The sequence below is a fragment of the Paenibacillus sp. HGH0039 genome, assembly GCF_000411255.1.
Classification (GTDB): Bacteria; Bacillota; Bacilli; order Paenibacillales; family NBRC-103111; genus Paenibacillus_F.
Genome location: NZ_KE150412.1, coordinates 2,094,311 through 2,106,248 on the forward strand (window position 1 = coordinate 2,094,311; position 11,938 = coordinate 2,106,248).

Consider the following 11,938-nt stretch of genomic DNA (forward strand, 5'->3'; position numbering starts at 1 on the left):
GCTCACCTAATAAAATACCGTATTAGCAGTTCTCTTGCTTTTTCAAAACTATTCAGTTCCTTCTGTAAGGCCGGATAGTCAGAGACCTTATTTTCAAAAAACTTATAAGAAGGGAATCTTTCAAAAAAATTCATCTTCATTAAATGCATTTGTCGTGGTGGGATATTTTCTTCACTGCCGTTGAGGACATAACTAATCGTTCCTGCGACAGTCATACAATAATCGTTAAAATCGGCATTTAAACAAGCTTCCTCTGAGAGTAAAGAAAATTCAAGTTCAAAGTGTTGCTTTATCCGCTTAAGATCCTTATAAGGAAAAGGGCCGGTTAATTCCAGATTATACAAAAGCCTTACGTGTTCAATGATTTTTTCTCTTTTTATGATAGATCACCTTTTATTCATCTCGGACCCGATACTTCAGCAGAGCTAGCAACCCTCCGGCCACCCTCATTCCGTCAGCCAGGCTTATACTCCTCTTGAAGAATGCCCATATGCAGAATGTCGTGCCAGTTCCCTTCCCTGAATACCGCCTGCCGGGAGACTCCCTCCCGTTTGAACCCGATTTTTTCATAGAGGGCTACGGCCTTATCGTTAAAAGCAAACACCCGCAAGGATACCCGGTGCAGATTCAATTCAAGAAAAGCGTAATCGAGCAGCATTCTTAAGGACTCGTTTCCGTAGCCTTTGCCCCAAAATTCTTTCTCGCCGATGTCGAGGATGCACTCTGCGCTGCGGTTTTTATAATCGAGCTGAATCAAAGAGGTGATTCCGATGGGCCGCCCGGATTGCTTATCCAGGATCATATAGCTTTTGGACGTGCCCGACCCCAAAATCACCTGCTCCACAAATTGCCGGGTTTCCGCATAAGTAAACAAATCCAAGGAAGGACTGGTCGTTCTCATCACTTCCATATCGTTTCTCCATGTGTGGTAAATGGCTGCGTCTTCTTCCGTCATTTTTCGGAAAGATACTCTAGAAGATTCAAATAACATCCTCTTTGTTCTCCTTTTCCGTTGTCTCCGTCTTGTCTTGAACCGGACCGAGCATAGCTTCCAGGGTAAAAAGCAGAGCACCCAACTGCTCATTCACCTTCGTTTTCTCAGGACCCATATGGGCCGTATCCATGATTAGTCCATCCATGAACGAAATGAGATACCGTGAAATGGTTTCGGCCGGAAGCCGGAGTGCAAACTCGCCCTGGGCTGCCCCTTTTTCAAAAAATCCGGTCAGCACTTCCATGGTCCCTTCATAACGTGTCGCGATGTAAGGATAGATCTCCTTGTTGTTCCGGTATTGGGCCGATGAGAAAAACTGTGAGTTCGCCAGCACCAAAGTCTCCTCTATGCTCCCGATTTCGGCCTGCTGCTTGTTAAGCCAATTCTTTATCTGCTGCCAACTGTTCTCACTGCGAAAATAAATCTCATGCTTCCGGTCCTCATGCCGCAGCAGTTCCAGATAGACATGCTCAATGTTATCGAAATAAGCATACAAAGCCCCCCTCGACACACCGGCCGCCTCCATGATGTCTTGCATAGTCGCTCCGTTATACCCTTTGCGGATAAACACCTGTTTGGCCTTTTGCAGCAAGTCGATTTTCTTTTGCTTTTTATATTCTTCGTTCACTTTGGGAGACATCTTTTTTACTCCGTTCAAAAGCAAGGTATATGATGCTAGCTCGATTATAAACGACATTCATGTCGTTTTTCAATATGTGTTCCAAAATTAAACAGCACGCATCCAAAGAACGGACGTGTGCGCTATTCGTTATGTTCAGTAGTAGTGTAAATCTTTTAGACGGTTACACGAACGATTTACCGCTCAGCAGTTATTGGCAAACCCGCATCCGTCGCTTGTTTTCAAATAAAAAAGAGAGGCCCTGAGCCCCTCTAAACTATTGCCATAGAAAAAATATTTACAAGATCAGCTTACTTTAAAATTAAATTTATACGGGTTAGACTTGTCATAATCGAATCCACTCGGTCTAATTTTGAAGTAGATCTTATCTCCAGGTTGAAGAGTCGAATTAAAGCCGTCGTGTTGTCCCGGACCGTTATCGTTTGTGTTCAAGATATACTCCCAGCCTCCTGCTGTAACAAGCACGAGCTGCAAATTATAATTTTTGCCGGCAGGAGAAAGCAAGGAGCCGGATAAATATTGAGTGCTGCTGGTGGAATTGGTCCAATAGAACCAATCTTCATCCGCTGCCGTATCCAGCGTCCATGTATAGTCTGTATTTGGGTAAACATTTAGGGCCTCGCTTCTTGTATCCGCTAACCCGGAAACGGCAAACGCAGACTGGGACGACAATAATAGAGATGCGGTTACAACTAAGGCCGGGACAATTTTCTTCAATTTGAACACAGTTGATCATCCTCCGTTTTAATCATTTGGTTTATTTATATACAAACAACTATAATATACCATATTTATGATATCAAATCCATAACGGTCTTTTAGTAGAGAACATTCGGAGAATACTAAGCACGTGTGACCTGAATGAACTTTGAAAATCAAAAACCCGGGCCAAACCCAAGCTTTCGCCCGAATTCGCCCGGCTTTTAGCCGATTACCCTGCTCGTTAACTTAGTATCCGGCCGAGACACGAGCAAGGCTTGTCTCCCTATCTTCATCGAATGCAAAAAGCGCCCGTACCCTGCTGTGAAAATACCCGCTCATTCGACACGGGGGAACACAATTCCCCCCTTCACGCAGCGCAGGGGAAAAACTATAGACTAGAAGAAAGCGCTATCATTTCCTATGATTGGGACAATTCCAATGCAAGGAGGTTATCATGATCCAAACGTCCATGATGAGAAGGGAAGAACCCGGGGACTATTTGATAATCAAATTAGGAGAAGAAGTGTGGTTTTACGAGTCGGGTTATTTCATAGTAAGAGGTGCACAGCGCAGCTTTCTCACGATCACGGAAGCGCGTCTCTTTCATTTGTTTCTACAAAGACCTAATGAACGTATTTTCATCGAGGAGTTGATCGAGCATCTGGAGCGATTTTCCCCCTGCGCATTTACGGAGCAGAACGTGTATGTTCACATTAATCGCATCCGCAAAAAAATCGAAGAAAATCCCAAACAACCGCGTCTGTTACTCAATACACGTCCAGGTTATCTTCTGAGTATAGAGGAAAGGGGCGGGTAATCCAGGTTCTTTTTCAAAATATGGAGGAAGTGCGAAGATAGCGTCCTGTCTTAAAATCCCCGTAAAATCCATTCCGTTCCGATCGTGCGTAACAGACAACAAAGGTGTATACCCGCTGCGTATACACCTTTCCCCGTATAACGATTCTATAGTCCATGCGGCTCCTAGATTTCATCGGCCGAAATAAAAACCGGATGCTCGGCAATGAGATTCGAATGACGATCGTGCATAACTACGCGATACACGCCTTCATCCTGTACCACGAATCGCATCTTCACATAAAAGTCGATGCCGGGCGGCATTTTTTCGTTCCGCATGTTCTTGACCTTCTTGAATTCGTACTCCCACACGCTTTTTCCTTGAGGCGAATACGTCTTCAGGTACACCGACCGATCACCCGGTTCCAAAATCCAAAGCTTAACCCAGATCTCCAGCACCGCTACAGACGGGTAAGTATTCACTTTGACATAGTTTCGGATATTTTCGATGCTTAACTCTTTCGTTTGTTCGTTGCTCCACACCCGCTCGGCTACCACCAATTGGCCGCTCAAGACAGCATTCATGACGCTCCCTCCTTAAGTGAAAAGTTCTTCTCATCTGTCTCCAAAAAAAGCTCAATTTCGCTGTAACGCTTAAGTTCTCGCCCGTTCCAGTGCAAGAGCTCGCTGCTCCCCCGCATCAGCCCGCTCCACCCGGAAGTCTTGGGCGTATGCATAGGGATCACTCGGGTACAGCCGCTCCATGACTTTGCTTTCAATTGCACCAGCCAAAGGGGTCCGTCAAAGACTACGACCAAATGCCGCCGATTGGCGGGCTGGCCCGACAGGATGGCGTCGATAGTTTTGTAGACGGAATCCGTATAGTGCAGGGCCAGGAGAACTACATCTTCGGAAGAAGGGATTCCCAGGTCCGCAAGGGCACCGGCTAAGATTTTCTTCTCCCGATGCTGCAGGCGCCGCCGTTTCTTTCTGAGCAGGGTGTATAAGACGATGACACTGGCACAAAGTCCGAATAGGATTATGCTCATCCTTGTATGCGCAGCTCCTTTTCCCGCCGGGCGGTAATGAATACGTCCCCCGCCAGCCATAACCCAGTGACAGTTAAAGTAAGGGCCAGACCGAGCTCCAGGGGGCGGGTCGCAACGGGGACTAGCGTTTTTGCGGCAATGAGCGACAGAAGAACTCCATTTCGCGTGGCCGGATAGCGATTCAGCCATTCGACTGTTCCGAAACAGGAGCAAGCGCCGTCTTCCCCCGCTTTCTTGCGGCGTTTAACCAGCAGCAGCGCAGTAAAAGCGAAGAGCAGGAGCGCGGACACCCCTTCCTTCCAGAACGAGAGCGCTCCCGTCATATACGCGGCAAAAAGTATCAACTCCGCGGCCAGCACGGTATACGCGGCGGGAGTCAGCAAGCGGCCGGGCAGCACCCGGTAGGAAGCGATCGATAACCGGAAGTTCGCCATATTCGGAGCTTTGGTATAGAAGGACGCAAAAAAAACAAGCGATAGTATCAGATCCGCACTAAACGCAAGCCAGTACATCTCCGTTCACTCCTCCGGCCGAAGGGCATCATGCAGATCCTGCATGCTGTGAATCGGAAAACCGCCGCTGATGATGCCGTATTGAAGCCGGAGAGCATAAGGCGTACTCTTGATTCCGTACTGGTTCTTCACGTCATCACTTACCGTCAAGACCGGGAACATGAATTCAAGGCTGTCCGCCATCATCCTATTCTCTTCAGCGCTTCCGCTGCTTGCCAAGATGAACGTACCCGTATAAGCCTCCGTAAAGTCCTTGACCTCCGGCAGAAGCTCGATGCAGCTCTTGCAGGTAAGGGAGATGAACCCGACCATCGCATCCGGAACCGTCATGAGATCCAGGGGCAGTTCCTCATGGACGAACGGGTCGCCCAGACGCTGCGGCGGCGCCGGCTTTCCGCGCAAATGACGAGGCAGAAATTCGTCCTCCGCCGCCTCGCGGCTAAACAATTCCCGAAAGCTGATTTTGCCCATATTCTACTACTCCTTCCTGTGAATGTTGTTTGTTCCACATCTCGTAATACCGATTTTTTTCCCTCAAAAGCGTATGATGGCTGCCCGTCTCCTCCACACGCCCATGATGCATGACGATAATGCGCGCGGCCAGCGCGGCCAATGTCAAATTGTGGGTCACCAGGATCGTCGTTCTGCCTTGACGCTCTTGTAAGATTTGCCGGATCAAGTCGCTTTCGACAGCCGGGTCCAATTCCGAGGTCGCCTCGTCAAGCAGGAGAACCGGACTTTCCTTATAAAGCGCCCGTGCGATCGCTATGCGCTGCCACTGTCCGCCCGAGATTTGTCTCGAGTGAAAAAATTCGGTGCCAAGCCTTATCGTTAAGTCTTCGCGTATTGCCGCGGGGACGAGTGCCGGGTATCGCTGAATGAGCCGGTCCACCCTCGCCTTCACCTCTTCGGACGGTTCTTCCAAAGCGATATTTTCATAGACGCTGAGCGGATAACGCATAAAATCCTGATTGACGACGGAGATCAGCCGGAACCATTCCTCCCGGTCCAAGGCGTTGATATCCGCCCCATCCACGAAAACAGTTCCCGGCGGGACCTCATGCAGTCCCGTGATTACTTTGCCCAGCGTGGACTTGCCGGAGCCGTTCTCGCCGACGATCGCGATGACATCGCCGTGCTGCACATCCAGGTCTATATCCCTCAGTACAGGCTGCCCCATGTTCGGATAAATGAAGCTTAAGCCGCGAATTTCCATCCTCTCCATCCCTGGTTGAGGCAGGGACTGCAGCCCTTCAGGAACCTGAACGTAGGAAGAGATGAACTTCGAGAACCTTTCGGTCAGCAATGGAATTTGTTTGAACAACCGCATATGATAACTCATCGCAAGAAAACTTGTCTCGACGCTGGCGACGGCCGTCGTAATCGCTACATAATCGCCCAGCGTAATGCTGGATTGCACTAATTTCCGAATGAGAATCATTTGAATGATCAAAACTCCCGCAGGCTGAAAGATTCCGAGGCCGCTCCTCCATTTGAATTCATAGGTTTTCAGCATCATGGTTTTGCCGATCACTTCAAGGGCCGCGCGCTTCCAATGATTAAACAGAAAATTTTTGGCGCCGAAAATCATCGTTTCGCGCAGCGTTTGCGGCCTCACCAGCATATCGGACATCAGTCTGGAGGACATTTGATACTGGGATATGTTTCTGAGGTGGGTCTCTATTTTAAAAGCTTGCAAGGTTTCAAAAATAAAGTTCGGAAGTGCGAAAGCCACGAGCACCGCAAATGCAAGCCAGCTGTATTCGACAATCAAATATCCGTACATCCCGAGCTGAAGAACCTGCTGCGCCAGACTGATCATCGAATTGATCAACTGCTGGACATTGTGCATATGGTTCCGGGCCAGGTTGACGTCATTCATATATTCCGGCGTCTCCACGGAGGTAATCGTTGCGGGCTGAATCCGGCTGTATAAGTAATGCTCCAGCCGGTAAACGACACGCATCGACAAGTGTTCGTCGAGCAGCCTGGACAAGTAATTCAAGACAGCCTCCAGCAGCTTCACCGCGGCAATCACACAAGCAATCGAAACGAGTGGAGACCAGCCCCTGAATTGAGCGATCCCGTCGAACAGTTGTTTGTTCAATTGAAAGCCGGCCCATCCGGCCAGCGGCAGCAGTGCCAAGACAGCCGCAATCAGGAATACAAGGCGAAGAGAGCCCTGCACCATAAGCCGAAACCAGAACCAGAAAGATTTCATCGTATTTCCCGGTGAAACCGGTGAAAGGGCTCGACCACATTCATAAACATTCTCCGTACGCCGCAAGTGGCATGAGCGATAATTTGCCCTTCGATATTGATTCCGTAGGACCAAGGGTACCCGAAAATCTTAAGCTCCTCGACCAGCACCCGATCCGGGACGTGATAAAGCAGGGCGCTTTCGTGAAAAGCTTCCTTTGCCCGCTCGAACGTCTCATCGTCCGTTTCGATAAGAATGACCAGACGATAACCGGGAAAGCTCTCGATAAATTCATTTACTATTTCCATCGCTTCCAGACAAGGCGCGCATGTCGTACTGACGACGGCCACAATCAAATAGCGGTCGATCAAATCATACAATTTCAGCGAGCTTTGGGGGTCTATCGTGATATTGGGCAAATAATCTCCAATCATCCAATGGTTTTGCGGTTTCAAAAAATCCGGCAATTCCTTTTTTACGGGAGACTGCATAAGGCATGGTTCTCCTTCCGCTTATAATGAATGGCTATATAACAGAAGTATCCCTCAAACTGAGGGATACGCTTCTGTTATTTCAGAGAATTAGCAGCAACCACCGTCTTCGCTGCCACAAGGATTGCCGGTCGAAGTCTCTACGTAGTAAATCGATTTGTTGCGAAGTGTACCGGGATACCAGGAGCAGGTTCCGGAGCAAACGCTGTAAGCGAATACACAAGACATGAGCTCTACCTCCTTTCTTTTCTCAACTGGGCTACGCTTTTATTAAACCAAATCCGGGTCCGCCGCAGAATATCGACAACCTAACATTTGTGTTAAGCAGCCGTTAGCTTACTAATAGATTAAATTTAGTTTATAATTCCATATATTTATACTTAAAGAATTATTATGATATAATTTTTGTGACTAACATATCTAGACACGGGGGTGCAGCTGTGCGACATTGGGTCGTCCCAACTTTACTCAGCATCGTCTTTCTTTTGGCATTTGGGATCGGGTCCAGCATATGGACGGACAAAACCGGTCAAATGAACGGAATCCATAGGCTGGAGCAATGGCAGTATTATTGGGGCGACTTCCCCCGCCCCCCGGACAGACTCTACGCCCTGCAGCCCCCCTCCATGCCGGACGAGCTTGTATGGCGCAGCGTCGGCGGAGACCGTACTTTCGAGGAGCGTCGGAATGCTCCGAATATTTATTGGCTGCGTGCGGTCTGGCCTCAGGAAAATTGGCGCGATCCCGCGCTCTATCTGCTGCTTTACGGGAATTACGAGGTTTACGCAGACCGGCAGCTCGTGTACAAACACGGCGAGATTTCTCTCACGGGAGAGCCTTCCTATGCGGCCACGCCTCGCCGCTTGATATCCATGCCTTCCGATATGGCGGGTAAAACCGTCTTGATCCGGGTCCAATCCCTCAAGGATCGCAACGGTCCTCGCGGCATCATTTGGGCCGGCGAAAAGTCCGACATTACGGTAGCGCTTCTTAAGAAAGACGCCTTCCGGCTGACGCTTGGTTTCACCTACACCTGCACAAGCCTCATTTCGGCCTTTTTACCCCTGCGTTCCAAAAAGTATGCTATCCTTCTTCCGTTCAGCTGGTTTACCGCCGCCATGGGCATTTACCTGACGTCCCGTACCGATGTCAAAAGCTTTTTCTGGGACGCGCCGCTGGCTTGGACCTACATAGAACTTTTTTCCTTGTTCCTGGGTGTCACCGGGTTTGTGTATTTCATCCGGAAGCTGCTTGGGGTGGGCAGGCACAAACTCGTGCAGCGCATGTGGCAGAGCTCCTTGCTGTATACCCTTTGCGCGTCCGTCGTCTTGTGGAGAGGATGGGCCACGCCTGTACCACTCTTAACCATCTTTCTTTATTTTATTATTGCCGCCGGCACCTTTTTATTGTTCTGGGTAGGAATACAAAGTATCCGGCAACGCAAAGAAGCAAGCCGAATCTTTTTCGGCTCGGTTTTGTTTATCGGCTGCGGCATTTTCGACTCCCTCTCGTTTTCCGTCTGGAAATCGAGCCCCTTTACTTTGCTGCCTGCCGGCCTGCTCCTGTTCTTAATCATTCTCATTGACGTGCTCCGTCTGAAAATGGCGGGCACCCTGCGGGCGTATGCCGAGGAACTGGAACGAAAAAATCAAGAATTAAACGAATTGGATCGTTTAAAAGATCGCTTTTTGGCCAATACGTCGCATGAACTAAGGACTCCCCTGCACGGAATTATAGGGATTGCCCAGTCTTTGCTGGTCCAAACGCAGAGCCCTCACAGGCAGAGTCTGGAGCTCATTATCTCCAACGCCGGAAGGCTGAACCATCTCATCCATGATATTCTCGATTTACGGTCTTCAAAGGACAGCCAGCTCTCTTTGCAAAAACAATGGTTTAATTTAAAAACGACCATTGACGGAGTTTGCCGCATGTATCAGTCTTTGGCGAAACCATCCGTCCGGCTGTTGAACGAAGTCCCTGACTTATATATTTTTGCCGATGAATCCAGGGTGCACCAAATTGTCGGCAATCTGGTCGGCAATGCGGTCAAACATACCGATCTGGGCTTCATTCGGATCGGTACGAGCCATCGGGAGGAGAAGGCGTTTATTACGGTGGAAGATACGGGGACGGGCATTCCGGCAGAGCATCTCGAGCATATTTTCGAAGAGTTTTTTCAGCTGAAAACGGCAGCCAACCGGGGATGGAAAGGAAGCGGATTAGGGCTCCCCATAGCAAGGAGGCTCGCGGAGCTTCACGACGGAGATATTGTGGCGCATTCCGTTGCCGGGCAAGGCTCGACCTTCCTGTGCACCCTCGTCACGCCCAAGTTCGAAACGGAAGATCTTCCCGAAGCGCCCCACGTCCCGGGCAATGCGGAAGCCGCGTGCGCCCTGGCGGACGCGATCCAGCCCTCCACCCAGGCCACCATCTTGATCGTGGATGACGAGGAGACCAGTCAGCATGTTATCAAAGGCTTGCTGGGTCCGATCCACGCCTGGCGCCTGCATTTCGCCTCCAGCGGCGAAGAAGCCCTGGATCTCCTGCATACCCTTGTTCCCGACCTGATCGTCGCGGACGTCATGCTGCCGGGGATGGACGGATTCGAGCTGTGCCGTACCATCCGGGAATCGCCGCCGGTCGAGGACCTGAAAATTATCATCCTCACCGCCAAAGGCCGTGAAGAAGCCTACAAAGGATATGAAGCGGGAGCCAATGAATACCTGCCCAAGCCCATCGAGCCTTATGAGCTCATTCTCCGCATTCAGGCCCATCTGCATGCCCGCTTCTTCCTCCGCAAGGAGAAGCAAAAGGAACTCACCGAGCGGCAGGTGCAATTTCTGTCCCTGGCCTGGGAGCAGCCCGAAATAAGCAAAGAGGTGCTGGCCAATCAGCTGTTTGTGAAATATGAAACGTTAAAAAAAGATGTGAAGAAGATCAATCAGTATTTTGAATCGCCGTCGTATGTGGAGGCTGCGGTTATGGCTAAGAGGCGTAATATTATTTAGAAGAAAACTAAACAAGCTGACGCCGATGAAGTATCGACGCCAGCTTGCACCTAGGCTTTTTTCATTTGCCCGTTAAATGGGGTCTTGACCTGCCTGAATTCGCCCGGCATTCTAGCCGATTGTTACCCTTCCTCGATCTCTCCGGTCTTCTGCCGCTTCCCGATGCCAAAAACATAGTACCCCGCGATGACGACCGCAATGAACACGGCTCCGACGATCAGGGATACCCGGGTATCCGGATTGAACCACATGCCGATGATGACGAGGAACAAGAACACGATGGTAATATAGTTGCTGACCGGGAAAAAACGCGACTTGAACGGATGCTCCGCCATCTCGTGCTTCCACTTTTTCCTGAACTTGAACTGGCTGAAGGCGAGCGCAAACCAGGGGATCATCCCCGGCAAAACGCTGGCGCTGTAAATGTACAGGAACAGCTTCGAGTCCGGCGCCAAGTAATTAAAAAGCACGCCGATCAGCAGCAAAGAAATCGTGGTGATGATGCTGTTTCTCGGGACACCGCTTTTGGAGACCTTCCCGAAAAATTTGGGGGCCTGCCCGTTCTGCGCCAGCGTGTACAGCATTCTGCCCGCACTGTAAATCCCGCTGTTGCAGCCCGACATCGCCGCTGTAAGCACGACGAAATTGATAATGCCCGCTGCGGCGACAATGCCCACTTTAGCGAAAGTCATCACGAACGGACTACCGATTTCACCGACCTGGTTCCACGGATAAATCGTCACGATCACGAATATAGCGCCTACATAAAAGATCAGGATGCGCCAGATGATATTTTTAATCGCTTTGCGCAGCGTATGCTTCGGATTTTCGGCTTCGCCCGCCGTAATTCCGACCATTTCGATCCCCTGGTAGGCAGCGGTTACGATGCAGAGCGCAAACAGGAATCCCTTCAGCCCTCCGGCAAAAAAGCCGCCATGACTGTACAGATGCGAGAGTCCGATAGGCTCTCCCCCGTTGCCGAATCCGAAAAAAATCATGGCCGTTCCGATCACCAGCATAAACACGATGGCGACGACCTTGATCATGGCGAACCAGAACTCGAATTCCCCGTAAAATTTCACTGCCGCCAGGTTGGCCGCCGCAATGATTCCTACGCCTATCAAGGCCGGAATCCACTGGGGGATGTCCGGGAACCAGTAGCCCACGTAAATCCCGATGGCGGTCACTTCCGCCATACCGACCGTCACCCACAGGAACCAATAGCTCCAGGCGGTCACGTAACCGGCGAGCGGGCCGATATATCTGTGGGCAAACGTGGCGAACGAGCCCGTCACGGGTTCGAGCAGCAGCATTTCCCCCATGATCCGCATGACAAAAAACATAATGATGCCGGCCAAAAGATAAGCCAGCAGAACAGAAGGGCCGGCCCATTTGATCGTACTGGCCGATCCCATAAACAGCCCGACGCCGATCGTGCCCCCGAGCGCAATCAGCTCAATATGCCGAGGCTTCAGTCCTCTGGATAATGATTTGGCTTCCAAAAGAACGCTCCCCTTCGTTTATATGTGATCTGTTTTTCATACTTT

Annotated in this window: 13 protein-coding genes; 2 read left to right on the forward strand and 11 right to left on the reverse strand. The window is 50.1% G+C overall.

The genetic code is table 11. The annotated features are described in order from the left end of the window. Nucleotides 1-2: 2 nt before the first annotated feature. The 4 genes from HMPREF1207_RS30750 to HMPREF1207_RS09100 form a co-directional block, all read right to left on the reverse strand. Nucleotides 3-344 (reverse strand): YxiJ family protein, encoded by a 342-nt coding sequence (locus HMPREF1207_RS30750; RefSeq protein WP_036739602.1) that lies wholly within the window; start codon nt 342-344, stop codon nt 3-5. Nucleotides 345-454: 110 nt separating this feature from the next. After that, complete coding sequence (locus HMPREF1207_RS09090; protein WP_009673250.1) at nt 455-991, reverse strand: GNAT family N-acetyltransferase; 537 nt, start codon at nt 989-991, stop codon at nt 455-457. Then, entirely contained in the window at nt 981-1,634 is a 654-nt protein-coding gene (locus HMPREF1207_RS09095; RefSeq protein WP_009673251.1) for a TetR family transcriptional regulator, read from the reverse strand. The genes HMPREF1207_RS09090 and HMPREF1207_RS09095 overlap by 11 nt, the downstream gene beginning before the upstream one ends. 285 nt (nt 1,635-1,919) lie before the next feature. Continuing rightward, nucleotides 1,920-2,360, reverse strand: coding sequence for a hypothetical protein (locus tag HMPREF1207_RS09100; RefSeq protein ID WP_009673249.1), 441 nt, complete (start codon nt 2,358-2,360; stop codon nt 1,920-1,922). Between the two features lie 430 nt (nt 2,361-2,790). On the opposite strand from HMPREF1207_RS09100, the gene HMPREF1207_RS09105 reads away from it, so the two are divergent. Next, nucleotides 2,791-3,153 carry a winged helix-turn-helix domain-containing protein gene (locus HMPREF1207_RS09105; RefSeq protein ID WP_009675273.1) on the forward strand — a complete coding sequence of 121 codons (363 nt, stop codon included), beginning with the start codon at nt 2,791-2,793 and terminating at the stop codon, nt 3,151-3,153. Between the two features lie 164 nt (nt 3,154-3,317). On the opposite strand, the gene HMPREF1207_RS09110 is transcribed toward HMPREF1207_RS09105, so the two are convergent. From HMPREF1207_RS09110 to HMPREF1207_RS09135, 6 genes are read right to left on the reverse strand one after another with little or no spacing between them, the layout of a single operon-like run. Next, nucleotides 3,318-3,716 carry a hypothetical protein gene (locus tag HMPREF1207_RS09110; protein WP_009675264.1) on the reverse strand — a complete coding sequence of 133 codons (399 nt, stop codon included), beginning with the start codon at nt 3,714-3,716 and terminating at the stop codon, nt 3,318-3,320. After that, nucleotides 3,713-4,180 carry a hypothetical protein gene (locus tag HMPREF1207_RS09115; RefSeq protein ID WP_009675239.1) on the reverse strand — a complete coding sequence of 156 codons (468 nt, stop codon included), beginning with the start codon at nt 4,178-4,180 and terminating at the stop codon, nt 3,713-3,715. The genes HMPREF1207_RS09110 and HMPREF1207_RS09115 overlap by 4 nt, the downstream gene beginning before the upstream one ends. Continuing rightward, on the reverse strand, nt 4,177-4,692 hold the full coding sequence (locus HMPREF1207_RS09120) for a MauE/DoxX family redox-associated membrane protein (RefSeq protein WP_009675245.1): 516 nt from the start codon (nt 4,690-4,692) through the stop codon (nt 4,177-4,179). The genes HMPREF1207_RS09115 and HMPREF1207_RS09120 overlap by 4 nt, the downstream gene beginning before the upstream one ends. 6 nt (nt 4,693-4,698) lie before the next feature. Next, the gene (locus tag HMPREF1207_RS09125; RefSeq protein ID WP_009675280.1) at nt 4,699-5,163 is read right to left on the reverse strand and encodes a hypothetical protein; all 465 of its coding nucleotides are present in this window, start codon (nt 5,161-5,163) and stop codon (nt 4,699-4,701) included. After that, nucleotides 5,132-6,913 (reverse strand): ABC transporter ATP-binding protein, encoded by a 1,782-nt coding sequence (locus HMPREF1207_RS09130; protein ID WP_009675274.1) that lies wholly within the window; start codon nt 6,911-6,913, stop codon nt 5,132-5,134. The genes HMPREF1207_RS09125 and HMPREF1207_RS09130 overlap by 32 nt, the downstream gene beginning before the upstream one ends. Continuing rightward, nucleotides 6,910-7,383 carry a TlpA family protein disulfide reductase gene (locus HMPREF1207_RS09135; RefSeq protein ID WP_009675269.1) on the reverse strand — a complete coding sequence of 158 codons (474 nt, stop codon included), beginning with the start codon at nt 7,381-7,383 and terminating at the stop codon, nt 6,910-6,912. Before HMPREF1207_RS09135 ends, HMPREF1207_RS09130 begins: the two co-directional genes overlap by 4 nt. A 440-nt stretch (nt 7,384-7,823) precedes the next feature. On the opposite strand from HMPREF1207_RS09135, the gene HMPREF1207_RS09140 reads away from it, so the two are divergent. Then, on the forward strand, nt 7,824-10,391 hold the full coding sequence (locus HMPREF1207_RS09140; protein ID WP_016423606.1) for an ATP-binding protein: 2,568 nt from the start codon (nt 7,824-7,826) through the stop codon (nt 10,389-10,391). 122 nt (nt 10,392-10,513) lie between these two features. Here HMPREF1207_RS09140 and HMPREF1207_RS09145 read toward each other — a convergent pair whose 3' ends face one another. Next, the gene (locus HMPREF1207_RS09145; RefSeq protein WP_009675275.1) at nt 10,514-11,893 is read right to left on the reverse strand and encodes an amino acid permease; all 1,380 of its coding nucleotides are present in this window, start codon (nt 11,891-11,893) and stop codon (nt 10,514-10,516) included. Nucleotides 11,894-11,938 lie beyond the last annotated feature (45 nt).